Genomic DNA, 26,814 nt, shown 5'->3' on the forward strand with positions numbered 1-26,814 from the left:
AGATTGACGAATCTTCCCCAGCTTACCAACTGATTTTGCGACTCCGCGATTTAGCCCAGCAATTCCCCAATCTGCAGACGGCTGCCGTTGACGAAATCGGCCCCCGACTGGGCCGGTTTACCGCTGGGCTTGACCTGACGCAGCAGCAGCAGCCCATCGCCTGTTTGCACCACCGGCCCCTGGCCCTTGAGCCAGCCCACCAGGGTGCCGGGAGGAGCACCTGGCTGGGCGGCGTCAGCCGCCAGGGCATCGGCGGCCGGCCGCAGGGCGACGAGATCAGGAGGCAGCTCTGTCCAGTAGGATTCTCCCAGGGGCGCTGTGGCCATGACCTTGAGCGGCTGACCTCGAAAGGTCGTGACGCCGTTGGGGAAAAAGCCGCGCACCTGGTTGTGGAGCGCGATCGCCGCTTTGCCCCAGTCCAGCTCAAAATCTTCTTTTTGAATCAGGGGCGCGTGGGTAGCCAGGGCGTCGTCCTGGGGTTCTGGACGGAGGGTACCGGCCTGCAGCCCGTGCAGGGTCTCTACCAGTAGGTCGGCGCACTGCAGAGACAGCGCGATCGCCACCTCTGCAGCGGTGTCCAGCAGACCGATGGGTAGGTGCGACTTGAGCAGCATGTCACCGGTATCCATGCCCAGGTTCATCTGCATGGTGGTCATGCCGGTGGCGCGATCGCCGTTGACGATGCACCACTGAATGGGGGCTGCCCCCCGGTAGGCGGGCAGCAGCGACCCGTGGCCGTTGATACAGCCCAGTCGGGGCATATTCAGAATGCGGGCCGAGAGCAGCTGGCCGTAGGCCACCACCACAAAGGCATCGGCCTGAATCGCCTCCAAGGCGGTGAGGGTAGCTTCGTCTTTTTTGATCCGAAGGGGCTGGAACACCGGGCAGTCGACCGCCGCCTGCTTGACTGGGGAGGGCTCGACCCGGCTGCCGCGCCCCCGGCGGCGATCGGGCTGGGTGACCACGGCGGCCACCTCAAACCCTGGCTCGGCCAGCAGCCGCTGGAGGCTGGGCACCGCAAACTGAGGCGTACCAAAAAACACAAGGCGCATAGGTTATCTGCCGGGCACAATGCCAATTTCAACGCGCTGATTGCGCGACGGGTTAGCGCCTGCGGCGGTGACCAGGGGGCGGGTGCTGCCGTAGCCCACCGCCACCCAGCGGCTGCCGCTGCCCTCCAGCTGAGGGGCCAGATACTGCTGCACCGCCAGCGACTGCTGTAGGGTGAGCTGGCTGGTGGCCTCAGGGGCGGCGGTGCTATCGGTGTGGCTGCCCACCAGCAGGGTAGCGACGCCGTAGCGGCGCAGGTCGGGCGCAATGGTGTCGAGCAGCTGCTGTCCGGCGGGGGTGAGAATGCTGCTGCCGGGCTCAAACAGCAGGGCACTGGGCAGGACAATGCGATCGCGCACCAGCGGAAACTGCGGCTCCTGGTAGGGCACCGCCGCGGTCGGGGGCGACGCCTCCACCACCGGGGGCTGGCTAGCGGCCGCAGGGGTTTCCGCCTCAGCCGTCTCGTCCTCCTCCCCAAGGCGCTGGTCGAGGCGCTCCAGGCGCTCGCTGAGGCTGCCAGTAGACGGAAGGTCCAGGCTGGTTTCCAGTTCCCCCAGACGGGTTTCGAGGCTGGCCAGATCCTGGCGCAGGCTGGCTAGGTCCTGGCCCAGGCCGTTCGCAGCCGTCCCCGGCGCATCGGGCTCGGTAGGGGCGGCCGCAGGAGCTTCGATCAGAGGTTCTGGGGCCGCCGTCCCCACCGGGGTCGATAACCCCACGGCGTCCTCCCCTCGCCACCACTGGGGCAATCGCTGTAGCTTCTGCCGGGTCTGGCTGCCCTGGCGCAGGACCACCTCCGTCAGCGGCGGTTCTGGGTTGCGGGCCGGGAAAAACTGGGCCACTGCCATACCAGCCAACCAGCCAGCACTGACGCCAACCCCCAGCAGGAGTAGCCGCACCACCAGCGTCCACAGAGCGTGGAGACTGGCCCCCAGGCCAGAGCGCGGCTTGGGGGGAGAGACAACGGCAGCCGGGGCGACTGGCGCTGGGGGAACGGGGCCAGAGCCACCCGCCGGGGGTGAATCGGTTGTTGGCGGTGGCAGATCGGGAGCGTCAGCCATAGCATCTCTGGGCTCAAGACATGGGCTAGCGGCGCTGAGTCCAAACGGGAATTGGGACGACCCTGGAACTGGGCTGGCCTCACTGGGGCCAGCCATCCCACGGGCTGACCTGTAACACGCCGCCCTGAGTGAACACTACCTGAAAGTCGGCCTGATTGCGATCGCCCTCGGGAGCTGTCACCAGGCCCGGCAGCGGGGTCTCCCGCGCCAGCAGGCCAGCGGCGGCGTTGATCGGCTCGTAGCCCACCACCTCGCCCGCATCGGTCAGCCGCACCCGAAACCGCAGGTCTTCACTGGCCGACAGGGGGCCTAGCTCGGCCAGAATGTCGTCGTAGAGGGTGCCGTTGAGGGCGCGAATGCGATCGCCGTCGGCGATTTTGTTTTCCAGGGGGGGCAGAGTCGCCGCCGTAGCCCCGGTGGAGGTTCCGGCTGGGGCCGCCGTTGGGGCACTGGTCGGCTCCACCAAGACCTGCCCAGCGGGGGTAAACGTGGCGATGAACTGGGCCACCCGCTCCCGCACCGGCTCGGCCCCATCGACGGGGACAAAGGTGAGCTGCGGCAGGGGGGTGTTGTCAACCTCGGCCAGGGCCAGGTCACTGTCGTACTTGTAGCCCAGAATATCGCCATCCTCGGAAACCATCACCCGGTAGGCCAGATCGCCGCTGGGGCGGGGGGCATCGGTCCAGTTCTCTTCCAGGCGACGGGCCAGATCTGAGCGCAGCAGGGCCAGGGTAGCGGCATCGGTAATGGCCGGAGCCGCCTCCAGACGCTCCAGGTCGACCCCAGCGGCAGCGGACTCAGTGGTGTCAACTACCGGTTCTACCCCAGCGCCGGGAGCCGTTTCCAGGGGGTTGGTGCCCGACTCTGCCGGGGCAGATGACTCGGACTCGGGCCGAGTGGGTTCAAACTCGGGCGGGGGTACAAAGAACAGGGCCAACCCGGCGGCGGCCAGCACCGCTGCACCCAGGGCAGCTGGCGCGGCCCGCTGGGCGATGGGCTCGGTGGGCTGCACCAACCGCCGCGACACCGCCTGAAACTGGGCTGTGAGGTCAGGCAGGGTTTGGGTATCGGCCAGCAGCTGATCGACCGCTTCCATCAGGTCGTAGAACTGCACCGTGGTCAGTTTGACATCCAGGGGCGGCTGAGCGTTGATGTCGCTGAGCGGTTCGCCCAGGGGCTGCTGATGCACCAGCAGATGGTGATAGCCCCCTTCGCCGGGCTTTACCTCTACCGTGGGCTGCCCCGGCCCGGCCGGGGCAGGACTGGGCACGCCGCTGAGCAACTGCTGACCGTAGCGACTGACCGCCGCCACCAGGCTGTCCAGGAACTCGCGCCCCCCGGTCAGGGTGGCGTCGCTGGCGCCAGGCAGATGACATTCCGCATTCATCAGCACCGCCAGAGGCGAGAGCGGGTCGTTGGCGTCGGCGCTCAGCCCCTCTAAAACCAGGTTGCAGTGGGGCAGGGTGTACTGCCGTTGAACGGTCATGATACTTCTCCGTCAAACAGGCTACTCCAGAGCCGCTGGGGGCCAAGCACCCCCGAGCACAGCAGCAGTTGCTGCAACAGCTGAATCGCCAGCTGATCGAGTTTTTCGTCGGTGCTGTAGGCAATTACCCCAGCCCGACGGGGGTTCATGCGGGCTCGAAAGTGGCTGCGAAAGCGGCTCAGGTAGTCGGCGAGGCGAAAGTGGTGCTGGGGTGAGAGCTGCTTGTCGTTCAGCTGCTGATAGCCTACCAACAGCTGCCTCACCAGCACCGTCAGCCGCCGCGTCAGGGTGCAAATAATGATTACCAGGGCTTTGGCCTCTTCAATCTGGAGGGGACGGCGCTGGCTGTAGCGGCGCATGGGGTTGGTACCCCGCAGCAGCCAAAGGTGTACCCGGCCCTTCACCAGGCCCTCCAGAGCCAGCTCCCGAGAGATGGCTAGCATCGCCTCGCCCCCACCCAGGTCGAGGGCCTCGATCGCCAGCAGCAGCAAATCGAGGTGAATGCGCGCCCGACGGGGGCACTCATCGTTGGGCAGCCCCGGGTTGCTCAGGGTGTCGAGCACCAGGGGCGGCGGGGAAACGGGCGGACTGTTGACTGGCATTCAGCTCTGGAATTAATACAAACAGCATTCTATCAAAACACAGTTGGGCCCCGTCCGTCCGGAGAAATTGCCGAACCTCGGGCTTCGCTGGGGGCAGATGGCATTGGCCGGGGGCATCCAGGTGGTTCATTCTGCTGGTCAGCCAGCATTGACTATCCATCTGCCCCGCTCTCTTTTTGATGGGTCTCTACCCGACAAGTTCCCTAATTGGCGTCGGCTAGCTTGGTCATGCCTCTGACAAACCACCGGCCATCCTGGCGCACCAGGTCGTACTGCATTCGCAGGGTGTCGTCGTAGGCCGCACCGACATTTTCGACGCCGTACTCAAACAACCGAGCCCTTTCAGAAACCCGAGCGATCGCCTGGAGTTCGTCGGCGGTGGGGTCATCGGGGCTGACCGACTCCACCTCAACGGTATGCTCATACTCCCAGTACCAGTTCTCGGCGGCGGCGGCATCGGCGCGGCGAGCCCACTGGGTGAGCACCGGCTCCAGCAGAATGTCGTCGAGGCGATCGCCCTGGTAGTCTTTGCCCAGCGCGGCTCGTTTGGTCGCCAGCCACTCATTGATGACCCGGGCCGCCATATCGTTAACGCCGATCTCAGCCGGGGCCGGTGGCGCTTCGGGGATTTCAAAGGCCGGCTGATCCACCCGAATGGCCAGGGGCTGCCCCGAGATTCTGGGGCCGCTGAAGGCTGAGGTGACCCACCCCAGCGCCCGCATGGTGCCAAAGCCCAAAATGCCGATGCCAACAATGCCCGCCGCCCCCACCAGGGCCAGCCGTCCCCAGCGCGGGGTAGAGCTAGAGCGGCGATCGCGCGATCCGGCCGCCATCGCTGGCGACAGGGCCTGACCAGGAGCCAGGGCTGTATCGACCGCCGCGATCGTGGTTCGGCGCGGGGGATTGGGGGGAGGACTGGCAGCCTCGCGACTGTCCGCCGCCGTCATGCGGCCCTCGGGAGAGAGCTGGGCGACCCGCTCGGCCACCGACAGGTCGTCCTCGCCCGGCAGCTCGAATCCAGCCGCCCTGGCGTCAGCGGGTTCAGCCCGATCGGTCCCGGCCTGGGGACGAGGGGGGCGATCGCGGCGAGGGCGACTGGGGGCCGCAGGAGCAGCGGGTGGGTAGGTGCCGTTGCCATTGTTGCTAGGGCTGCCAGGGCTGCTGTAACCGCTGCCGCCGTAGCCGCCATCGTAGCGGTCTGGAGGTGGCGCACTGCGGCGAGCCGGCGGGGCCGGCATAGAGGGCGCACCGATGGGCAGCGACCCCTCAATGGTGGGGAACTGAGGGGCGCTTGGGAATGGGTTAGCCTGCCCCGGTGCCGCCCCCGAAAACTGCCCCCCCAGCCCCGGTGCCCCGGGCTGGGATAGGTGCGGTTCCGCCGGACCGGGTCCGGTGGGCATCGTCTCCAGGTAGGCCTGCACCTGGGCGTCGGCGAAGTAGTCCTTGAGCGTCGCGTCCTGATCCTTGAAGTCGCGGAAGTGGGGAAACAGCTCATCCTTGAGCCAGCGCTCCGCGTACAGACATAGCCCCGGCAGCAGGTCGGGCGACTGGCGGGAGTGCTCACGAATGTAGGCCAGGGGTTCATACTCCTGGCTCAGTTCCAGGGCGCGGTTGGCCTCCTCAGTCTGGCCCAGCAGCAGGGCGCAGACCGCCTGCTCCAGGTGGACATCCTGCTGGCTGCCCAGCCGCAGCAGCAGCTGCTTGGCCCGCCGCACCAGGGCGGGCTGATGCCGGGCAAAGCCCCGAGCCAGCAGGGCATAGACAGTTAGGTAGGTGGCCACCGGGGACGGGCGGCGGGCTTCGTGCTCAAACAGCTCCTGCTGCTCAGAGGCGGTGAGGTAGTCGCGCAGCTGCTGAATAAAGCGCAGAAAGTCGTCGATCGCCAGCCCGGAGAGATCGTCATCGCTGCCCTCAATGCCGCCCCGGTCTTCGAGCATGGCCTTGAGCAGCTTGAGCCCCTGACGGCGCTCGCGGGTCTGGTCAAGGGGGCGGGCCAGCAGCTCCAGAATCCGGTAAGGGCGCAGCTTGTACAGCTCGGTCTGAATTTCGGCCCGAATGGCGGGGAAGTGATTGCCCCGGGCCAGCAGCTCGTGGCCCGTCTGCAAAGATTCCGCCGCAATTTCGTACTGGCGCTGCTGCCACTGCTCCCGGCCCAGCTCCAGACAGGCCAGGGCCAGGGAGAGCACGACATCGTCCTGGGCGGGGGGTGGAGTAGCCATGCCGCCGTTGGCGTAGGGGTTGCTGAGCTGGGGCTGACCCAGCTGCAGCACCTGCTCGTATTCCCCCAGTTCCAGCAGCAGCAGCAGCGCTCCCACCAGCTGGTCCGATTCAATTTCGATTTTGGAACTCTGGGCTTCGCTGCCGCCGGGCTCGGTGGCCAGCGATCTGAGTGCGGCCTCCCCCACGTCAGCGCTCACCTCCAGCCCGGCTGTGCGTCCCTGGGGCAGGGGCTCGGGGGCCATATCGACGGTGTAGGCGCTGGCGAGAAACTTGCTGTCGTAGTCGCGGCGGCGATCGCGGTCGGACAAGACGGCGTAGGCCTCGTCAATGAGCTGCTTGCGGGCCTCGATAGCGGTAGCCGAAAATTCGCGGCGGGGTAGCTGCAGGCCGCGATCGCGGTGGGCCTGGGCTAGCTGGTCGGCAGTCGCCTGGATCGGCAACCCCAGAATTCGGTAGTAGTCTAACGGAATTTGCACAGCTCACGTCCCCAACAGCGAATTCACTCGAAATAGTATCCAAAAAGATTTATTACGGACTGCTCAAGCCGCCGATCTTTGACCGCCCCCAGCAGCCAAATTCCAGTTTTCCTCCTCGGTTAGCCAACGGTTCCCCCCGGTTTTGCCCATCGGCCCGGCCCCCAGACCGCTTAGCCCAGCAGGCATCTCTGCTGGCCCAACCCTTCAGTCTTTCGCCAGGGACCCGAGGTGGGCTGGCGAAATAGCTACACCCTATCGCGTTTACCTCAAAATCAGAGCAAAAGTGAAGTTTATAACACACGTCTGCCGCCGTCGTCCTGGACCGTGGCCCCGCCGGTAAACCATTTGGTGAACTCATTTAGTGAACTAACTAAATTAAAGATTAAGTGAAAGATTCTGATGGGTTATTCAGCCGTGCCCACTGGGCCAGCCTCGATGGTGCCCAATTCAGCCCCTTGCAGCCCAGCACGATGCGGCCTCCTGCAGCGCCAGACACCGTTGCCGGGTTGGCCCACTCGGTATGATGGAGAGCGTATCTTGGCCTGGCCTCTGCCCAGGGGGGATACTTTTCGGTATAGTCAAATGTTGGACATCGCGGCGTAGGACCCAGCACACCCATGGTTCAAGAACGGACATTACCCCAATTTCAGGCTCCACCGGCCCAGATCTCCCCAGAAGACGGGCTGGTGCTCTACGAAGATATGGTCCTGGGGCGCTACTTCGAAGACAAGTGCGCCGAGATGTACTATCGGGGCAAAATGTTCGGGTTTGTGCACCTCTACAACGGTCAGGAAGCGGTTTCTAGCGGTGTGATCAAGTCCCTGCGCGCCGACGACTACGTGTGCAGCACCTACCGGGATCACGTTCACGCCCTCAGCTCCGGGGTGCCCGCCAAAAACGTAATGGCCGAGCTGTTTGGCAAAGAGACCGGCTGCAGCAAGGGCCGGGGCGGGTCCATGCACCTGTTTTCCAGCGAGCATAACCTGCTGGGGGGCTTTGCCTTCATCGGCGAAGGCATTCCCGTGGCCCTGGGGGCGGCGTTCCAGTCCCGCTACCGCCGCGACGCCCTCGGCGACGCCAGCGCCGACCAGGTGACCGCCTGCTTCTTTGGCGATGGCACCAGCAACAACGGCCAGTTCTTCGAGTGCCTGAATATGGCGGCCCTGTGGAAGCTGCCGATTTTATTTGTGGTGGAAAACAACAAGTGGGCGATCGGCATGGCCCACGAGCGGGCCACCTCCCAGCCGGAGATCTACAAAAAAGCCTCGGTGTTTGGCATGCCCGGCGTTGAGGTAGACGGCATGGACGTGATGGCCGTGCGGGCCGTGGCTCAGGAGGCGATCGCCCGGGCCCGGGCCGGCGAAGGCCCCACCCTGATCGAATGCCTCACCTACCGCTTCCGAGGCCACTCCCTGGCGGACCCCGACGAGCTGCGCTCCAAGGCCGAGAAAGAGACCTGGCTGGCCCGCGACCCAATCAAGCGGTTCGAGGCCTACCTGCTGGAGCACAACCTGGCCGACGAGGGGGCTTTGAAGGAAGTGCGCGATCGCATCCAGACCCGCATCGACGACGCCCTCACCTTCGCCGAGGACAGCCCTGAACCCAGCCCCGACGATCTCTACAAGTACATCTTCGCTGAGGATTGATCGAGCCCGACCAGAGCAATCCCTAGAAAGTCAGCCTGTTGACTTGGTGGGCAGTGCCCACCCTGTAGCTACCGATGTGGCCTGGACGGTGCATTGCGGCACGACGTTGATCTGAGAGTTGCCCAGGGTAGCTAGCCGCGATTGCACCCTACCCCCACCCATCCACCCGCCTACCCATCCACCCATTCACCCCCTAACATTCACCCATGGCAGAAACCCTCCTATTCAACGCTCTCCGCGAGGCCATCGACGAAGAGATGGGCCGCGACAACACCGTCTTTGTGCTGGGCGAAGACGTGGGCGTCTACGGCGGCTCCTACAAGGTCACCAAGGACCTCTACGACAAGTACGGTGAGCTGCGCGTGCTCGACACCCCGATCGCCGAGAACAGCTTCACCGGTATGGCCGTAGGGGCGGCGATGACCGGCCTGCGCCCGATCATCGAGGGCATGAACATGGGCTTTTTGCTGCTGGCCTTCAATCAAATTGCCAACAACGCGGGCATGCTGCGCTATACCAGCGGCGGCAACTTCAAAATTCCCATGGTGATTCGCGGCCCCGGTGGAGTGGGTCGCCAACTGGGGGCCGAGCACTCCCAGCGGCTGGAGGCCTACTTCCAGGCGGTGCCGGGGCTCAAAATTGTCGCCTGCTCCACCCCCTACAACGCCAAGGGATTGCTCAAGGCCGCCATCCGCGATGACAACCCGGTGCTGTTCTTTGAGCACGTGCTGCTCTACAACCTCAAGGAAGACCTGCCCAACCACGAGTACATCGTCCCCCTCGACAAAGCCGAGATCGTGCGGCCCGGTAAGGATGTCACGATTCTGACCTACTCGCGCATGCGCCACCACGTCATGCAGGCGGTGAAGGGACTGGAGAAAAAAGGCATCGACCCGGAGGTGATCGATTTAATCTCCCTCAAGCCCCTCGACTTCGACACCATCGGCCCCTCCATCCAAAAGACCCACCGGGTGATTATTGTGGAGGAGTGCATGAAAACTGGCGGCATCGGCGCTGAAATCATTGCCTCAATTAACGATCGCTACTTTGACGAGCTCGATGCCCCGGTCGTGCGCCTGTCCTCCCAGGACATTCCCACCCCCTACAACGGTAAGCTAGAGACACTGACCATCGTGCAGCCCAAACAGATCGAGGCCGCCGTCGAAAACATGGTCGCCCTCAAGGTTTAGCCGTAGGGTGGGCATTGCCCCCCTGCTCCCGCTGTCCACGGACAGCCATCCCTATTCACTTTCCCAGGGATGTTTCCAGGGATCCCGATCCCCGCCCGCACCCACACCGCAGCAACCGCAATGGCAAAATATCGAGCTTGGCTAGGGGTTATTTTGGCACTCACCATCGCCGCGGTGGTGATCATCACCCAACTCCCCACCCGTCTGGGGCTAGATCTGCGCGGCGGCTCCCAGCTCACCATTCAGGTGCTGCCGACAGAGGCTCACCCCACGATTACCGAACGGGACCTGGAGACGGTGAAAAGCGTCGTCGAAGGCCGAGTCAACGGCCTGGGGGTGTCGGAGGCAGTGGTGCAGGTGGTGGGCAACAACCAGCTACTGGTGCAGTTGCCCGGCGTCAGCGATCCCCAGCAGGCCGAGCGGGTGCTGGGCGGCACGGCTCAGCTGGAGTTTCGCGCCCAGCGAGCGGGTACCGAGCAACAGCTCCAGATTGAAAATCAGATCCTGCAGGGCCACCTGGGAGAGCTGGCCGCCCTCCAGGCCGCGCTGCCCCAGGGATTGGCCATTGAGCCTGAGACCCAAACCCGCATCGATCGCCTGCAGGCCGACATTGCCGGTAGCGAAGCCGCCATTGCCGATCTGTTTGAGCCCAGCACTCTGGGCGGCGACCAGTTGACCGACGCGATCGCGGGTACCGACAGCGCCGGTCGCTGGGTGGTCTCCATCCGCTTCAACAACGAGGGCGGCAACGAATTTGCCGAGATCACCCGGGCGATCGCCGGGACGGGGCGAGGCATCGGCATCTTCCTGGACAATCGCCTGCTCAGCGCCCCCCAGGTCAACGTTCAGTACGCCGAGACCGGGATCACCGGGGGCGGGGCCGAGATCTCGGGCAGCTTCAACGCCCAGTCGGCCAACGAGCTGGCCATTCAGCTGCGGGGCGGGGCTCTGCCCCTGCCGGTGGAAGTGGTGGAAAACCGCACCGTTGGCCCCACCCTGGGCCGCGATAGCATTCAGCGCAGCCTCTACGCCGGTCTAGCGGGCCTGGTGCTGGTGCTGGTGTTCATGGCGGTCTACTACCGACTGCCCGGCCTGCTGGCCAATATCGCGCTGATTGTCTACGCCCTGCTGACCTGGGCCGCTTTTAACCTGCTGGGGGTCACCCTGACCCTGCCGGGCATCGCCGGGTTCATTCTCAGCATTGGCATGGCGGTGGATGCCAACGTGCTGATCTTTGAGCGCACCCGGGAGGAGCTACGGTCGGACAAAACCCTCTATCGCTCCGTCGAATCGGGCTTTTTCCGAGCATTCTCAAGTATTTTGGACGGCAACGTCACCACGCTGATCTCCTGCCTGGCTTTGTTTTACTTTGGCGCCGGCCTGGTCAGAGGCTTTGCCCTCACCCTGGGGATCGGGGTACTGATTAGCATGTTCACCGCCCTGACCTGCACCCGCACCCTGATGTTTTTAGCCATTAGCCTGCCCCAGTTTCGGCGGCCCAGCCTCTTTTGCCCCGGTCTAGACCCCGCTCGCCCCAACCCCGTTCGCCCCTAGGAGTGCCTATGAAGCTCAACATTATTCAGCAGCGCGGTCTCTGGTGGGCCATTTCGGGGGCTCTGGTGCTGGCCAGTCTGGTGGCCATGGCGATCTCGTGGCAGCAGTTTGGGGCTCCCCTGCGCCCAGGGCTCGACTTTGCTGGCGGCACCCGCCTGCAGCTCACTCGCGCCTGTGCCGTCACCGACACCTGCACCGATGGGATCGATCTGGGCCAGGTGCGGCAGGTGCTGGGGCAGCAGGGGCTTGACTCCAGCAGTCTGCAGGTGCTGGGCGACGAGCAGCAGGTACTCTCGGTCCGCAGCCGCAACCTGGATGTGGACGAGCGCACCGCCCTGCAAGCCGCCCTCGACGAGGCGATTGGCCCCTTTGACAACAGCTCGACCCAGATCGATACGGTAGGGCCGGTAATTGGTCAACAGCTGCTGGTGTCGGGCCTGCTGGCGCTGCTGGTGTCCTTTGCGGGCATAGTGGCCTACCTCAGCCTGCGGTTTAAGCTGGACTACGCGATCTTGGCCATTCTGGCCCTGGCCCACGATGTCATTATCACCTGCGGGGTATTTGCCCTGCTGGGCCTGCTGCTGGGGATTGAGGTCGACAGCCTGTTTATTGTCTCGCTGCTGACGATTGTGGGCTTCTCGGTCAACGACACGGTGGTAATCTACGATCGCGTGCGCGAAAATCTCAAGCTCAACCCCGGCAGCCACATCAACGACGTGGTCGACAGCGCCGTCAACCAGACCCTGACTCGCTCCATCAACACCTCCCTGACGACAATCCTGCCGTTGCTGGCCATTTTTATCTTTGGCGGTCAGACCCTGAAATACTTTGCCCTGGCCCTGATCCTGGGGTTTGTAGCGGGGTCTTACTCCAGTATCTTTGTGGCCAGTTCGCTGCTGGCCCTGTGGCGAGAGCGCACCGGCCAGGCCTACAGCGGCGAGCCCGATGACGCCGCCCCCCAGCCCGAGACCCAGGCCTAGGAGACGGCGTTATGGGTAGCCCCACCTATCCTGAACCGCTAGAGCGTCTGCGGGCGATCGTGCTGCGCCGCTGGTGGATCGTCAGCGGCCTGCTGTGGCTGACGGTGGCCCCCCTGAGCCTCTGGAGCCTGCGCCCCGAGATTCTGCAGCTGCGGCAGCACTTTACCTGGGCTACGGTGCGGCTGGGCCTGGCCTACAACCGTCCGGCAGCGGTGGGGCTGGGGCTGTGCGTGGGACTGACCGTGGCGCTGCTAATCGCCGAAAGTCGCTACCTGCTGTGGGGCATGACCTTGGCCGAGCGTCAGCGGCTGGAGCAACTGCGCGATCGCATCGCCGCCCAGGGCCCGTCGCACCCCCTCTGGCGACAGATCCACCGCGGCTGAGCCCAGATCTGGTCCAGGTTTGCCGGTCTGGATGCGATCGCGGGGCGCGATTCAGGTGACATTGTTACCAAGATGTAATTTCATAGAACAAGGCGAATAACCCCGATTCCCCGGTGGGAAACCGGAGTTGTTCTGGCCCGGTGGGGACTGGCCCAGGGCCACAGCGTCCCCGTTACATCAACAGCAGAAGGCAGCGGTATCTCAATGACTTTACAAACAGACGGAATTGCCCCCCACGGCGGCACCCTGGTCAATCGCCTGGCCACACCCGACCAAAGCGCTCAGTTCCTCAGCCAGGCCGATGCCCTACCACGGGTGAGCCTGGACGAGCGCGCCTTTTCTGACCTGGTGATGATTGCCATCGGTGGGTTCAGCCCCCTGAGCGGCTTTATGCACAAGGCTGACTACGACCCGGTGGTGACCGACATGCGCTTGGCCAGCGGCCTGCCCTGGGCAATTCCGGTGACGCTGTCGGTCAGTGAGGCGATCGCCGCCCCTCTGAAGGAGGGCAGCCTGGTGCGTCTGGATGACCCCAGCGGACGCTTTGTGGGCGTCCTGGAGCTGGAGGAAAAGTATACCTACGACAAAACCCGCGAAGCCCTGAACGTCTACCGCACCGACGACGAACAGCACCCCGGCGTCAAGGTGGTCTACGACCAGGGCGCAGTGAACCTGGCCGGTCCGGTGTGGCTGCTGCAGCGCGATCCCCATCCCCTGTTCCCCACCTACCAGATTGACCCGGCCGCTTCGCGGGCCATGTTCCGCGATCGCAACTGGAAGACCGTGGTTGGCTTTCAGACCCGCAACCCCATCCACCGCGCCCACGAATACATTCAGAAGTGCGCCCTGGAGACCGTAGACGGCCTGTTTTTGCACCCGCTGGTGGGGGCGACCAAATCCGACGACATTCCCGCCGACGTGCGCATGCGCTGCTACGAGATCATGGTCGAGCACTACTTCCCGCAGGACCGGGTAATTCTTGCGATCAATCCTTCCGCAATGCGGTACGCTGGGCCTAGGGAAGCGATATTCCACGCGCTGATCCGCAAGAACTATGGCTGCACCCACTTTATTGTGGGCCGTGACCACGCTGGGGTGGGCGACTACTACGGCACCTACGACGCTCAACACATCTTCGATGAGTTTGAACCCACGGAGTTGGGCATTGTGCCCATGAAGTTTGAGCACGCCTTTTACTGCACCCGCACCGGGGGCATGGCCACCTCTAAAACCAGCCCTAGCACCAAAGACGAGCGGATTCACCTCTCGGGCACCAAAGTTCGGGAGATGCTGCGTCGAGGCGAGCTACCCCCGCCGGAGTTTTCTCGACCCGAAGTGGCGGCGGAGCTGGCCAAGGCCATGCGGGTTCCCGAGGCCATCGGCTAAGGTCAACGCTACCAACGAGGATGCGATCAACTCGTGACACTGAAACGACGGGCGTTTTTGCAGCAGGCAGGTCTGGCCCTGGGGGCTCTGGGGCTAGGCGGCACCGCACTGCTGACCAGCTCCAGCCAGTACCAGCAGGCCCTGGCCAAGCCCGCCCGTCGCAAGCTGGCCCTGCTGATTGGCATTAACGCCTATCCCGATCGCGCCCTCGACCCCGGTGTCGCCCAGGACATCGCCCTCAGAGGCTGTGTCACCGATGTCGAGCTTCAGCGCCAGCTGCTGGTACACCGCTTTGGGTTTCAGCCTGGTGATGTGCTCACCCTGACCAATCAGGACGCCACCCGGGACGGCATTTTGACCGCCCTGGATGAGCATCTGGTGCAGCAGGCCCGGGCCGACGATGTGGTGCTGCTGCACTTTAGCGGCTATGGCAGCCTGGTGCAGGTGTCAGGGCTCGAAACCGATAGGGCGGCGGATCCTGGCGTGGCCAACGGTGACGGGGCCAACAGTGACGGGGCCAGCCGGGGCACGATCGCAGCCCTAGACCAGTCGCCCCCTGGGAGGCTACAGGCCGCCTGGGTCACCGTGGACAGTCGTCTGCCCAGCGAAGCCAACCCGGCCCTGGGCGACCTGCTGGAGGCCGAGATTATCGCTCGGCTGGCCCCCCTGGCCACCGCCAACCTGACCACGGTGATCGACGCGGGCAGTCAGGACGCGGGCTACCTGCGCTGGGGAAATTCCCGGGTCCGGTCGCGCCCCACCGTCCCTGCGGGGCGGCTGCCGGCGGCGGCAGCCCCCTCCCTCGACCTGACCGCCCCCTGGCCGGGGCTGGTGCTGCGGGCGGCCCAGGTGGGGCGGCTGGCCCTGGAGAGCCAGTGGGATGGCTTTAGCGCCGGAATCTTTACCTACGCCCTGACCCAGAGCCTGTGGGAAACCGACCCCGATCCCAGCAGCCAAGTTTTGATGCAGCGCGCCGGGCAGCAGATGCAGCGATGGGTCGGAGCCGACCAGCGCCCCTACCTGAGCGATCGCCTGCCGTCCCGCACGGGCCCGGTGACCTACGGTCTGCCCCCTCAGCTGCCTCCGGCGGCGGGGGTTCTGCTGCCCAGCAACGAAAACCGCCCCCTGATGGTGTGGCTGGGGGGCGTACCGCCCCAGGTGCTGCGCTACCTCCAGCCCGGCTCCCGACTGGGGGTCGAGACGGCCCCAGGGCAAACGGTGACCCTGGGGCTGGAGTCGCGCAGCGGGCTGAAGGCGTTGGTGAAGCCTGTGGAGGGCCAAGCCCCTCTGCCCGCAGCCCTGACCCGTCATCCCATTTTTGAGCAGGTGCGACAGCTACCCCAGACCATCGATCTGATCGTGGCCCTCGACAGCCAGCTCAAGCGGGTCGAGCGGGTTGATGCCACCAGCGCACTGGCCGGGATTCCGCTGGTTTCGTCGGTAGTCGCGGGGGACAAGGCCGCCGACTGCCTGTTTGGCCGACTGCCGATTGGGCCAACCTCCACCCTGACCGCCGCTCTGCCGGGGGGAGCAGAGACTCTACCCGGAACGGGCGGCGATGCTCGGGGAGCCACCCAGGGGGGAGAACGCCCCGCCGAGAGCAGTTACGGGCTGTTTGCGCCCAACCGCACCCTGCTGCCGGGCACCATGCTGCCCCGCGAGGAAGCGGTCAAAACCGCCGTCAACCGACTCACCCCCTACCTGAAGACCCTGCTGGCCCTCAAGCTGGTGCGGCTGACCGAAAACCACGCCGCATCCCAGGTGGGGGCCGCTGCGGTGCTGGAAGTCGTGCAGCCCAAGCCCAGGCCACTGCTGGTGCAGACCACCGATCGCAGCCCTACAGCAACCTGGCCCCTGATCATTCGCCAGGCCCAAAAGGCAGCGGTCACCGACCCCCTGATGCTGCCCCGCGATGGCCGAATTGGTTACCGGTTGGTCAATACCTCACCCCGTCCCCTGCACCTGCTCTGGATTAGCTTTGACAGCCGGGGCGACTGCACCGCCCTGATCTCGCTGCCCGAAGGGACCAACGACGACGGGGCCGAGGTGCCCCCCGCCGCCACCCCCCTGGCCCCTGGTGAAATGGTCACCTTTCCCACCGACGGGGGCGGTTGGGCCATGCCGGGAGCCGCTGTCTGGGTCGAGTCCCACATCGTGCTCAGTACGCGGCCCCTGGAGCGGTGTCTAGCAGTGTTGGGTAACAATCCACCGTCTCTGGCCACCGGGTTTCGCCCCGTAGCCCAGGCCTTGCCCCTGGCTCAGGCGCTGCTGCAAGACCTGAACGGCGAGGCTGAGTCCAACGATCGATCCGCCCCCACCGACTACTACGCCCTGCGCCACGATCGCTGGGCTACCCTGAGCTTCCGCTACGACATTGCCTAGGGCGGCTCATCAGTTGTGGCCAAAAGTGTGGCCAAAAGCCCGGTCCATCAAGCCTTGCCAAGCCCGACCCAAACGACAGGCTAGGGGCTGCAACCCTTGTTTTATAAGCGTTTAGCAGCTATTTGATGACCGCCCCTAGAGTTGCGGCACAGTGGGGCTGCAATCTAGAATCTGCTCCCGCCGGGTCTAAACGAGCAGTAGCCCAATGCCGCCACCGACGCCAATGCCCAGCAGAGTAGTGAGGACGAGAAGCAGGCTGGTTCTGCTGCCCCGGTTGCGGCGCAGCAGGCGATCGCCCAGGGCCGCCGTAGTCAGGCTGCACAGCACCGCCAACCCCACCGCCAGCAGGCTGTAGAGCACCACCTCCGCCACGGCCCGACCGAGGGCGAGTTCATCGAGGTCGTCGGTACCCAGATGGTTGAGGGCGATAGACAGCGCCGCGGCCAAAGCACCGGCACCGACAATGCTGCCCAGCACCAGCAGGTTGGCCGTCAACCAGCGAAACCGCTGCAGCGCCTGGGGCCCGGCGAGGGTAATGCCCTGAATTACAGTGCCAAGGGCCGCTACCAGCCACACCCAGGGACCAGCCAGGGCCGTCAAAATCAGGCCCGCAGAGGCATAGAGAAGTCCACACACCAGCCACAGCCCGAAAAAGGGGCGACGGGTAGCCGTCTGGCCCGGAGGGCGCAGGCGCTTTTGGGGGGCAGATCGACGACGGCGCTGGGTCGGTGGGTTCATAGCAGACAGACCATTGACCTGTAACATCCTAGGCTCTAGTTTGCCAGGAAGCGGAACATTGTGCAGTAACCTGGTCATAATGCCCTGTCATGGTCGGTATGAGCGTTCCCTTTGCTGCGCTACTTCAAGGGTTGTTGGGTGCCTCCAGTCTGCTCCTAGGAGCAATTTTAGGAATTGTCTGGCGACCGGCGCGATCGCTGACGGCGGCCATTATGGCCTTTGGCAGCGGCACCCTGCTCTCGGCGGTTGCCTACGACATCACCCTGCCCGCCTTTCAGAGCAGCGGTTTTTGGCCACTGGTGGTGGGGTTTGCCCTGGGCGGCACCCTGTTTAGCGTCATCGTCACCTACATCGACAACCGGGGGGGCTTCATTCGTCACCCGTCGTCATCGCGGCGCTTTCTTTACCACCACCGCCAGGACGAAGCCTCGGAAGTGCTCGATCGCATCGGCCATATCGAGATTCTCCACAGCCTTTCACCGGCAGAAATGCAGGCGATTATTCCACTGCTCAAACCCCTCCAGGTAGAGCCGGGCACCGTGCTCTGTCTGGAGGGTGCCCCCGGCGACTCCATGTTTTTGATCGTGGAGGGCGAGGCCGAAATCTTTAAGGGGCCGCAGCGGCTGGCGGCCCTGGGGGCCGGGGAAATATTTGGCGAGATGGCGCTGCTGACCGGCGAAGAGCGATCGGCCACTGTGCGGGCCAAAACAGCCATGGAGCTGTACGAGCTGGACAAAAGCGACTTTGACGCCATGCTCACCTACGCCCCCCAGCTCTCCAGCGGGCTGAGCCGCATTCTGGCCCGACGGCTGCGCGAAACCACTCAGTCCACCGCCAAGCCTACCCCCGTCGACGATGATCACTGGCGGCGGCGGGTACTCGACAGTGTCGAAGTCGATATTCCCATCTCCGAGCAGCAGTTTAAAGAGCTGGCCCAAAGCTCTGCCCCCCTGGCGATTCTGGTCGGCACCCTGATCGACAACATTCCAGAGGCGTTGGTGATTGGCTTTCACACCGGCATTGGCCATCCGGGCACATCGTTTTTGATGGCAGTGTTTATCTCGAATATTCCTGAGGCGATGTCTAGCTCGATTGGGATGCGCCAGGCCGGCACCCCGCCTCAGCGGATTCTGGCCCTGTGGGGCGGTGCGGTGCTGCTGAGCGGGCTGGCCGCCATGGGGGGAGGGCTGATGGTCAATGTCGCCACCGACTGGATGCTGGCGGTGGCCCAGGCGATCGCCGGAGGAGCCATCCTGGCCATGATTGCCAGCACCATGATGCCCGAAGCCTACGAGATGGGCGGCGGCTCGGTCACCTTCTCAACCATTGCTGGCTTCCTGGTCAGCTTTTACCTGGCCTCGTCGGCCTTTTAGGGGCGGCAGGTTAGGTGGTGTGATCCATTGTGGCTAAAAGCCCGGTGTATCAAGCCTTGCCAAGCCCTAGGCTGGGGGCTCGTTGGGGGGGAGTTCCGGTGGCTCGGCGTCAATCAAATTGGCCTTCGACTTTTTCAGGTCTTTCCACAGCCGCTTGATTTCGTCGTAGGCATCGTTGGCTGACATTTTGCCGCCGGTTTCCAGGTTGCACACAAACGAAACGCGCTGGGCGAACTCCTGCAGGTTGGCGTTAAAGGCTAGTCGTTGCGGCGTAAACTCACCCCAGTACTTGCTGCGGGGAAAGAGGAAGTCTTCCTTAGAAGACGGTTTGTCATCTGTCATGGCGTCAGTGGGTGAGGGCCTTGCTCTTACCTTACCCTAAAAAAAGTTTTCGGCCATTGTTCACCTACGGCTGGGGAACGGCTATTGACAGGGGCAGGGAAGTTGTTTGCTATTTAGGAACCGATGCTATTTAGGAATGGAGCCACTGCTGGATTTGGGCGATGGCCGCTTGCACGGTAGGCGCGATCGCGATCGGCCCTGTCGCCAAACTTTGCCACAGGGCGCTGGCCTCAGCCGGCATAGCCATCAGAATGACCGGACGCTGGACCTTGAGGGCCAGGGCAATTTCGGCGGCGGTTCCCGGTCCCAGGCCGCAGGCCACCACCACCTGGCTCGATAGCACGTTCACCACATTGCGCCCATTCCCCAGCCCGGTGACGATAGCAATATCAACAGCGGCTGACATGTCAGCACCGTCCGCCGAGGGCAGGATACCGATGGTCAGCCCCCCGGCCGCCTGAGCCCCCCGGCAGGCGGCCTCCATCACGCCTGCGGCACGTCCGCCGGTTAGCACCACCCATCCGGTAGAGGCCATGGCATGGCCCAGGGCGTAGGCTATCTCCAGCTGGAGAGGGGTGGCCCCAGCCCCTGGCCCCATAATGCCGATTACAGTTCGTGCCATGAGGTCACACCCCGTGCTGCCCTCGCAAAAAAACTTGACGATCAATTCCTGCCGTCGCGGGGTGCTGTCGTTTAGATTAAGTTAACCACAGCGAAAATTTGGGTACGGTAAACCCATTCTTGCCAACCTCGTCGTCACTCCATCGTCACGCCTGGCCGCTACCTGCTTCAGCCCGCTGCTCCTGCGTTTGTGTCTTTTGCCGTGCAATCCAACATGTTATGCCTAAGTCGTTGCCGTTCTGCGCTGGGGCGCTGGGGCGGGCGGCTACTGATAGCGGGTGGTCTGCTAGCCGGGAGCCTAAGTCTCAGTGCTCCGGGGCTGGCGGCTGAGTCAGTGACGGTGCGCCTGGGTCGGCTGTCGCAAACGGTCAGCCTGGATGACCTGCAGACCTTTGCCACCACCGGGGATGTCCCCCAATCCCTGCGGCTGTATCGCCCCCTGCTCAACGCCAGCCTGCGCCAGGTTTTGGAGGGCGAAATCACCCTGGAGCCGGAAGTGGGCCAGGTGATTTTAGACGAAATTCTGCACACGCCCGGCGGCGCGCAGCTGCTGGATACCCTGCGGGCGATCGCGCCCAACCTGGCCACGGACGACCTGCGGGTCACCCTGGAGCAGGTGTCGAAGTCGGAGTCGGGGTTGACCCTGCTGAGCATTTTACGGGCCATGCCCCAGGACAGCCTGGAGATCAATGTCGGCACCCTGATTACCCTGGCCTCCCAGTTTCGGCTGGCTCAGATGGAGAGCAAGGCGCTCAGCCGAGTGCTGCGAAAGGATCCCGCCGCTGAGGCCGCAGAGCCAGCCCCCCTACTGGGGGCCGATCCTTTCTCTACCGGGTCGGCCCAGGTGGAGCGGTGGGAGCTGCTGCTGCGCGACCACAGCCGCGATCGCAGTATTCCCATCGACATCTACTGGAGCCAGGAAAGTCACGGTCCGCTGGTGGTGATCTCCCACGGCTTTGGCGCCGATCGCCGCTTTTTTGCCTACCTGGCCGAGCACCTGGCCTCCCACGGTCTGACCGTAGTCGCAGTGGAGCACCCCGGCAGCAACGTAGCCGCCCTGCTGTCCCTGCCCCCGGAGGGGCTGTCTGACACCGCTGTTCAGAGCCGCATTCTGCCCGCCTCCGAGTTTCTCGATCGCCCCCAGGACATCAGCTTTGTGCTCGATCGCCTAGAGAAAATCAACCTCTACTCCTACAGCCTGCGCCACCGCCTCAACACCGAGCAGGTGGCATTTATTGGCCATTCCCTGGGGGGCTACACGGGTTTGGCCCTGGCGGGGGCCGCCCTCGATCTGCGATCGCTGGAGTCCTACTGCCTGACCCTCAACCCCGTCAATGTCTCCCCGGCGGACTGGCTCCAGTGCGCCGCCCTCGATCTCCCCGTCAAGTACGCCAACCTGCGCGACCATCGCATCACCCAGCTGATCGTGGCCAACCCCCTGACGGGTCTTCTTTTTGGCGAGGCGGGGCTGAGTCGGGTGCGAGTGCCCACCCTGGTGATCGCCGGTACCCACGACAGCGTCACCCCCATGGCCAGCCAGCAGCTGCGCCCCTTTATGCAGCTGCCCGCCAGTAAGCACCTGGTCACCGTTGTCGGCGGCTCCCACCTGAGCGTGGGCGATCCCAACAATCTCAATGCCGACCTGGGCCACATTCCGTTTATGCCGTCGCTGCCCGACGTCACCACCGCCCCCCTGCGGATTTTTCTGCAGGGCCTCAGCCTCAGCTTTGTTATGCAGCAGACTGCCGATGCCGATACCTATGCCCCAGCCCTGGATCCGGCCATTGCCCACACCTTTTCCACCGCGGCCCTACCGCTGCGCCTGAGCCAGACGGTGCCCGAGACCCTGGCCACCTGGCCCCGGCTGCGCCAGACCGGGCTTCCCCGCCAGGAAAGGCTGATCAGCTATCTGCCCTCCCTGCTGCACCTGGAGGCGATCGCCATTCAGGACCAGCTTCAGATACTCCAGCGGCAGATGGTGGCCTACCTGCGCCACACCCCCCCCTCGCTCACGGCGGTCTACTGGCCCTTTCTGGAGACCACGTCGCCCATGCAGGCTAGGCAACCAGCCCAACCCGCAACGGCTCCGCAGTAGCGGCGCTAGGGCATGTTGTCAGCTGGTGCTGAGGCCATTGAAGATTAACCGAGGCTAGTAATCTGCGGCATAAGTTGACCAACCATTCCTGACACCTGACACCCTGCACTCGACACCCACACCAAGGGTTGTTATATTTCTGTCCACCAAGACTAGTGGATGACAGCGCCTAATCTTGAGCGCTCATCGTAAACCCGTCGGGCATAATGGTTCCCTGCACATCGGTGCGCCGCAGGTTGGTGTAGTCAAGCTTGGCGTTGATCATGACCGCATCGGTGAGGTCGGCACCGCTCAGGTTGGACCAGCTCAGGCGAGTGCGGTACAGGGTAGCGCCGCGGAGGTTGGCCCCGCGCAGGGAACTCCAGCTCAGGTTCGCCCCGCGCAGATTGGCCTGGGATAGATTGACGTTGACCAGGTTGGTGCTGGACAGTTTGGCCCGGCTCAGGTCAGCCTCTTGAAAATTGGCCCCCTCCAGGGTGGCCCCGGTCAACACCGCCGCGACCAAAATGGCGTTTTTGAAAACGGCCCGGTTCATCAGGGCGCTGGTCAGGTTGGCGTGCTCCAGATTGGCCCCCTCCAGGTCGGCGGCCAACAGTCGACCTCGACTGAGGCTGGCTTCGCTCAGGGTCGCCCCCCGCAGGGTGGCGTGGTCGAGCACGGCCTCGTTGAGGTTGGTTTCGCGCAGGGTAGCCCGACTCAAGTCGGCGCGCACCAGATTGGCGCTACGCATACCGGCCTCGCTCAGATCGGCGTCGACTAAGCAAGCATCGGCCAGATCGGCCCCAATCAGGTTGGCCAGAATCAGTGTCGCCTGCCGGAAGTCGGCGTCAGTGAGCTTGGCCTCGCGAAAATTGACCCCCACCAGGGTAGACCCAGAGAAGTTAGTGTTTTGCAGGTTGGACTGCCGAAAGTTAGCGCCGCTGAGGTTTTGATGGCTAAGGTCGGCTCCGATTAGCTGTATACCGCGAAAGTCTCGCTCCCCGGCGGCATAGCGCTCTAACAGTTCCGCTGCAGTCATTTCCGCAGGCGGATCCAGGGGCTGGGCATTGGAGGGGGAGGTGTCCAAAGAGGTTCCTCAACAGTGACGATGAATGAGGGTCAATAGGCGGTGATCCAGGCGGTCTGATAGGTCAAAATGGGCAGAACACCGAGTTTAACCAGACCAAGGCGCCACGCTGCCAAATGCTCTAGGATAACCAAAAGCCTAGCTGCGGGAAAGTACAGATGCAGTCCCTGAGTCCATCAACTGTACCAGGTCCACTGGGGCCTTGAGCTGCGATCCCAAGGCCCCAGTGGACCTACCTTCTACAGCAATCCTGCGACCAGCCGCAGGGGAACTCATCCAAACCAGCAGAGGGTATCCGGGCGGCTGTATCCAAGGCGGGCGGCTGTAGGTCCCCACCCTCGGACAGTAGCTCAGCATTAAGCCTAACTGAGGCCCGCTGCCAGTGACCAGCGTTTTAGGCCAAATGGCCGGTTCAGGGGCAGGGCAGTGGGGTTATCTCCAGGTTTAGCTCGGGATCTGGAGTTCTTGCGCTGGCAGAACTCCACGTCTACCCTTAGATGGGTTTATCTTGGGTTTATCCGGCCTTAGGGCATGTCATCAACTGTGATCAAAAGCCCGGCATACCAAGCCCTGCCACCCTCAACCCAAAGGACAGGCTAGGGGCTCTAACCCTTGATTCTTGAGCGTTTAGCAGCTAATGGATGCCAGTCTTTAAGCTTCCCAGTTCAGGCCCGGGGCCAAAACTTAGTCCCCGCCGTAATTTGTAACTCACCACCTCACCGTTGACTATGCCCCGATCGCTGATTCTGCTCCTCCGTCGCCGCCTGTTTTGGCTGACCCTGCTGCTAACGGTGTGGCTCCTGTGCAGTGGAGAGGCCCAGGCGGGGCCAGTCGCGGATCGTCTGGCCAGTTTTCCCGACTGGAACCAAAAACCGACCCTGGCCGCCGCTCGGGGGGATCTGGTCTACCCCGACTGGCTACGGGGCGACTGGCAGCTGACCAGCACCCTGGTGGATCTGGTCGCCCCCCTGGCCCCTGAGCTGGTTACCCCAGGTTTTGAGGGCAACCGCGATCGGCTGGGGCAACCGATCACCTGTCCGGTACGGTTTGTCTCCACTGTATCCAGGCCCCGGCGGTTGATTCCCGCCCGCTTGGGTCTACCCCAAACCGTGGCCGATCGCGCCTTTAACGGACTGAGTCTGGCCCGCGCCTATCTGGGGGATGGGGTGGTTCAGTCTGTCAGGGTGGACGCGAACAATCCCAACCGGCAGCTCACCCTGCTGAGCGGCAACCGGCAGCTCGAATCCACGGTGACGGCCCGCGCCGTGGAAACTGCCGCCGATCGGTTTATTACCGTCGAGCGGTTTCAGCAGGTGTTTCGGGGTGGGGCCATCCCCTTCTTCAATGAGGTCGAGACGACGACGGCCTATGGGCGGCTGGGCGATCGCCGGGTGGCCGACCAGGTGACCGCCGTTTACCTGTCGCCCCAGGATCCCGACTTTCCCAAGGCCCAAAATCGCCCCGTCGCCCTCTACCGTTACCAGCTAGAGCTAGCCCCTGTGGACCTGACATCGGCCAGGCCACCGGAGGGGCAACCGCTCAGTTAGCAAACCTATAGCAAACTTAATTTAATGGTTCTTTAACCCACACCCATTTCGCAGTAGCATGGCGGTAGAACACCGGTTAGAAACCGGTGGATTCAGGCTAGCGCCTCTGGCACAGCCTCTCTGACACAGCGTATTTGACGAAATTATCCGGCAATTGCCTTCGCCACACCATGCGTCAGCCTGGGCGTTTCTGCTTGGTGAAGCGCAGCCCCTTCAGGTGACCGCATAGAACCGTTCCTTTTGTCCCTGCTGCGGCTGTCTGTTGTCCTGCCGCTGCATTCTCAGCGCTGAGTTTTAAGTCGAGCCAAAGCCTTCCCTACAACGGCGGCGACCCCTGGGCCGGTGCCCGGACCCGGTGGCATGGCTCCGGGTTGCTCAGTCGTCTTTATGCCCCCCTACTGTTCACCGGGAGATCTCCCCATGTCCGGCCCCCTCTTTACTCAAGCTCCGAATCAGTTCCGGTCCAGTGCGGCCAAACCCTGCCGTGTGGCGATCGCAGGCACCGTAACCAATGCCGCTACGGGCGACGTTATGCCCCAGGCGGTGGTGCGAATTACGGCGGCTCCGGCGGCGTTTGTCGAAGGTTTGATGGCGCTTCTCGTCGCCGCGATCGCCCACCGTCCGGCCCTCCAGGCCCACTACAGCGACCTGATCGAGCGCTGGAACCAGACCCTGGCGCCCCTGGCCACGGCCCAGCTGCTGCTCGATCGCCTGGAGCACGCCCTGGCGCTAGTCCGCCCCGACCAGACCTGGAGCGGCGGCGACGGCCACTACTGCTTTTTTGATCTGCCCCCTGGTCAGTACACCCTGACGGCGACCTATACGCTGCCCAACCAGTGCCACGGCATGACCTCGATGCCGGTGAACATTGTCCAGAGCGATCGCAGGCTGACCTTTGCAGCGGCCGATATCGCCATTCGGCTGGTGCCCGGCTCCTGTCCGCTGGTACTTGGCTCCGACCCGCTGTTGCCAGCGCAGCCTACCAGGGCAGCGGCCCAGCCCGCAGCGATAGAGCCGCGATCGCCTGAACGGTCCCAGATCGACTCAGTCAGGGCCGTGACCGTTGGGAACTCGGCACGGTAGCCGCGTTAAGCTTTTTAGCCATCGGCCCCTGCCCTCGGCCACCAGACCAACACAATGGGTTAGGATCGTAGGCTGTAGATTTCTGTAGCCAATTGGGAGCGATCGCTTGCCTACTCTGGGAGTCAACATCGACCACGTTGCCACCATTCGCCAGGCCCGCCGCACGGTGGAACCCGACCCGGTGGCCGCCGCCGTGCTGGCCGAACTCGCGGGGGCCGACGGCATTACCGTGCACCTGCGCGAAGACCGCCGGCACATGCAAGACCGGGATGTGCGGCTGCTGCGGCAGACCGTGCGCACCCATTTGAATCTGGAGATGGCTGCCACCGACGAGATGGTGGCCATCGCCCTCGACGTTCGCCCCGACTACGTCACCCTGGTGCCCGAGCGGCGCGAGGAGGTCACCACCGAGGGCGGGCTGGACGTAGCCGGGCAGCTCGATCGCATGAAAGCCGTTGTCAGCACCCTCCAGGGGGCCGACATTCCGGTGAGTCTGTTTATTGACGCGGCAGCGGATCAGATCGAAGCCTCGGCGGTGGCGGGGGCGCAGTTCATCGAACTGCACACCGGTCCCTACGCCGAAGCCCAGCGGGAGGGCGATCGCGCCCAGGAACTCACCATTCTGGCCCAGGGCACCGCCCAGGCCCTGAATTTGGGGCTCAGGGTCAACGCTGGCCACGGCCTCACCTACTGGAACACCACGCCGGTGGCGCGCATCCCCGGCATGGAAGAGCTCAACATCGGCCACAGCATCATCAGCCGCGCCGTTTTGGTCGGCCTTGAGCGCGCCGTCCGCGAGATGAAAGCTCTAATTCAGGGATAACCCATCCCCTTCCACCCTATCTATCCCACAAGGAGACCTTTGTAATGACCACCTACTACTACGCCGTCGCCAGCCAAAAATTCCTGCTGGAAGAGGAACCCCTGGAGGAAGTCCTCAAAGAACGCCACCGCTACTACCAGGAGCAGGAGCAGTCGGTCGATTTCTGGCTGGTCAAGTCCCCTGCCTTTTTGGACGCCCCAGAGCTGGCCAGCGTCAAGGCCGCCTGCCCCCAGCCCGCCGTGGCCCTGGTTTCGACCAGCAAACAGTTCATCACCTGGCTGAAGCTGCGGTTCGAGTACGTAGGCACGGGTGAGTTTGAGGCTCCCTCCGCCGCCATCCCCGATCCCCTGGCGTCTCTGGAGCCCGTAGCCTCCTAGGGCTCAGTCAACTTGATAGTGACGGGAGCCGTCGCCTTAGGGCGTGTCATCAACTGTGGTCAAAAGCTCGATATATCAAGCTTTGCCACGCCCGACCCAAACGACAGGCTAGGGGCTGTAACGCTTAATTTTTGGGTGTTTGGCAGCTAATTGATGACAGCCCCTAGGGTTCATGGTTTTAGGTCTGCAGTTCAAGGTCAACCGTGAACCCGAAACCGTGAGCCCAAACCCTGACTGACCCGTCGTCGCCCTTCATCTACGGGGCAAGCGTTGGCGATAGCTTGCCCTCGGCCCCAGCCCCAAATGGGATCAAAACCTGGAATCCCTGCACTGCGA

At 63.8% G+C, this 26,814-nt stretch carries 22 protein-coding genes; 13 read left to right on the forward strand and 9 right to left on the reverse strand.

The window, feature by feature from the left end; all coding sequences use genetic code 11:
- Positions 1-50: 50 nt before the first annotated feature.
- The 5 genes from fmt to NF78_RS06710 all read right to left on the reverse strand — a co-directional run bounded on the left by fmt (position 51) and on the right by NF78_RS06710 (position 6,892).
- Positions 51-1,052 carry a methionyl-tRNA formyltransferase gene (gene fmt / locus NF78_RS06690; protein ID WP_035985430.1) on the reverse strand — a complete coding sequence of 334 codons (1,002 nt, stop codon included), beginning with the start codon at positions 1,050-1,052 and terminating at the stop codon, positions 51-53.
- Positions 1,053-1,055: 3 nt separating this feature from the next.
- Complete coding sequence (locus NF78_RS06695) at positions 1,056-2,108, reverse strand: OmpA family protein (RefSeq protein ID WP_156119676.1); 1,053 nt, start codon at positions 2,106-2,108, stop codon at positions 1,056-1,058.
- A gap of 79 nt (positions 2,109-2,187) precedes the next feature.
- Positions 2,188-3,594 carry a DUF4335 domain-containing protein gene (locus tag NF78_RS06700; protein WP_035985432.1) on the reverse strand — a complete coding sequence of 469 codons (1,407 nt, stop codon included), beginning with the start codon at positions 3,592-3,594 and terminating at the stop codon, positions 2,188-2,190.
- Entirely contained in the window at positions 3,591-4,196 is a 606-nt protein-coding gene (locus tag NF78_RS06705) for a DUF3038 domain-containing protein (RefSeq protein ID WP_035985433.1), read from the reverse strand. The genes NF78_RS06700 and NF78_RS06705 overlap by 4 nt, the downstream gene beginning before the upstream one ends.
- Positions 4,197-4,399: 203 nt before the next feature.
- Positions 4,400-6,892, reverse strand: a complete 2,493-nt coding sequence (locus NF78_RS06710) for an IMS domain-containing protein (protein WP_035985434.1) — start codon at positions 6,890-6,892, stop codon at positions 4,400-4,402.
- Between the two features lie 617 nt (positions 6,893-7,509).
- Between NF78_RS06710 and pdhA the strand changes: the two genes are divergently transcribed.
- The 7 genes from pdhA to NF78_RS06745 all read left to right on the forward strand — a co-directional run bounded on the left by pdhA (position 7,510) and on the right by NF78_RS06745 (position 16,413).
- Positions 7,510-8,538: a pyruvate dehydrogenase (acetyl-transferring) E1 component subunit alpha gene (gene pdhA, locus NF78_RS06715; protein WP_035985435.1), complete on the forward strand. Its 1,029-nt coding sequence runs from the start codon at positions 7,510-7,512 to the stop codon at positions 8,536-8,538.
- 206 nt (positions 8,539-8,744) lie between these two features.
- Positions 8,745-9,728, forward strand: a complete 984-nt coding sequence (locus NF78_RS06720) for an alpha-ketoacid dehydrogenase subunit beta (protein WP_035985436.1) — start codon at positions 8,745-8,747, stop codon at positions 9,726-9,728.
- Between the two features lie 153 nt (positions 9,729-9,881).
- Entirely contained in the window at positions 9,882-11,282 is a 1,401-nt protein-coding gene (gene secD, locus NF78_RS06725; protein WP_318655450.1) for a protein translocase subunit SecD, read from the forward strand.
- A gap of 8 nt (positions 11,283-11,290) precedes the next feature.
- Positions 11,291-12,262 (forward strand): protein translocase subunit SecF, encoded by a 972-nt coding sequence (gene secF / locus NF78_RS06730; RefSeq protein WP_035985437.1) that lies wholly within the window; start codon positions 11,291-11,293, stop codon positions 12,260-12,262.
- Between the two features lie 11 nt (positions 12,263-12,273).
- A complete protein-coding gene (locus tag NF78_RS06735; RefSeq protein ID WP_035985438.1) occupies positions 12,274-12,645 on the forward strand; it encodes a hypothetical protein in 372 nt (123 codons plus the stop codon).
- Between the two features lie 204 nt (positions 12,646-12,849).
- Positions 12,850-14,031 carry a sulfate adenylyltransferase gene (gene sat / locus NF78_RS06740; RefSeq protein ID WP_035985439.1) on the forward strand — a complete coding sequence of 394 codons (1,182 nt, stop codon included), beginning with the start codon at positions 12,850-12,852 and terminating at the stop codon, positions 14,029-14,031.
- A 33-nt stretch (positions 14,032-14,064) separates the two neighbouring features.
- Complete coding sequence (locus tag NF78_RS06745; protein ID WP_081972532.1) at positions 14,065-16,413, forward strand: caspase family protein; 2,349 nt, start codon at positions 14,065-14,067, stop codon at positions 16,411-16,413.
- 186 nt (positions 16,414-16,599) lie between these two features.
- Here NF78_RS06745 and NF78_RS06750 read toward each other — a convergent pair whose 3' ends face one another.
- Positions 16,600-17,151: a hypothetical protein gene (locus NF78_RS06750; protein ID WP_035985442.1), complete on the reverse strand. Its 552-nt coding sequence runs from the start codon at positions 17,149-17,151 to the stop codon at positions 16,600-16,602.
- Between the two features lie 98 nt (positions 17,152-17,249).
- On the opposite strand from NF78_RS06750, the gene NF78_RS06755 reads away from it, so the two are divergent.
- A complete protein-coding gene (locus tag NF78_RS06755; RefSeq protein ID WP_035985444.1) occupies positions 17,250-18,524 on the forward strand; it encodes a cyclic nucleotide-binding domain-containing protein in 1,275 nt (424 codons plus the stop codon).
- Between the two features lie 66 nt (positions 18,525-18,590).
- On the opposite strand, the gene NF78_RS06760 is transcribed toward NF78_RS06755, so the two are convergent.
- Both NF78_RS06760 and NF78_RS06765 read right to left on the reverse strand, forming a co-directional pair.
- A complete protein-coding gene (locus NF78_RS06760) occupies positions 18,591-18,866 on the reverse strand; it encodes a hypothetical protein (RefSeq protein ID WP_035985446.1) in 276 nt (91 codons plus the stop codon).
- A gap of 130 nt (positions 18,867-18,996) precedes the next feature.
- Positions 18,997-19,488 carry a TIGR00725 family protein gene (locus tag NF78_RS06765; protein ID WP_035988943.1) on the reverse strand — a complete coding sequence of 164 codons (492 nt, stop codon included), beginning with the start codon at positions 19,486-19,488 and terminating at the stop codon, positions 18,997-18,999.
- Between the two features lie 213 nt (positions 19,489-19,701).
- On the opposite strand from NF78_RS06765, the gene NF78_RS06770 reads away from it, so the two are divergent.
- Complete coding sequence (locus NF78_RS06770; protein ID WP_156119677.1) at positions 19,702-21,582, forward strand: alpha/beta hydrolase; 1,881 nt, start codon at positions 19,702-19,704, stop codon at positions 21,580-21,582.
- Between the two features lie 169 nt (positions 21,583-21,751).
- Here NF78_RS06770 and NF78_RS06775 read toward each other — a convergent pair whose 3' ends face one another.
- Positions 21,752-22,648 (reverse strand): pentapeptide repeat-containing protein, encoded by an 897-nt coding sequence (locus NF78_RS06775; protein ID WP_081972534.1) that lies wholly within the window; start codon positions 22,646-22,648, stop codon positions 21,752-21,754.
- A 728-nt stretch (positions 22,649-23,376) separates the two neighbouring features.
- Between NF78_RS06775 and NF78_RS06780 the strand changes: the two genes are divergently transcribed.
- From NF78_RS06780 to NF78_RS06795, 4 genes are all read left to right on the forward strand, one after another.
- Positions 23,377-24,195, forward strand: coding sequence for a DUF6816 family protein (locus NF78_RS06780; protein WP_052049914.1), 819 nt, complete (start codon positions 23,377-23,379; stop codon positions 24,193-24,195).
- Between the two features lie 420 nt (positions 24,196-24,615).
- The gene (locus NF78_RS06785; protein WP_156119678.1) at positions 24,616-25,278 is read left to right on the forward strand and encodes a hypothetical protein; all 663 of its coding nucleotides are present in this window, start codon (positions 24,616-24,618) and stop codon (positions 25,276-25,278) included.
- Between the two features lie 106 nt (positions 25,279-25,384).
- Positions 25,385-26,101 carry a pyridoxine 5'-phosphate synthase gene (locus NF78_RS06790; RefSeq protein ID WP_035985448.1) on the forward strand — a complete coding sequence of 239 codons (717 nt, stop codon included), beginning with the start codon at positions 25,385-25,387 and terminating at the stop codon, positions 26,099-26,101.
- A 44-nt stretch (positions 26,102-26,145) separates the two neighbouring features.
- The gene (locus NF78_RS06795; protein ID WP_035985450.1) at positions 26,146-26,478 is read left to right on the forward strand and encodes an MgPME-cyclase complex family protein; all 333 of its coding nucleotides are present in this window, start codon (positions 26,146-26,148) and stop codon (positions 26,476-26,478) included.
- Positions 26,479-26,814: the final 336 nt, after the last annotated feature.

Source organism: Leptolyngbya sp. KIOST-1 (genome assembly GCF_000763385.1).
In the GTDB taxonomy this organism is placed as follows: domain Bacteria; phylum Cyanobacteriota; class Cyanobacteriia; order Phormidesmidales; family Phormidesmidaceae; genus Nodosilinea.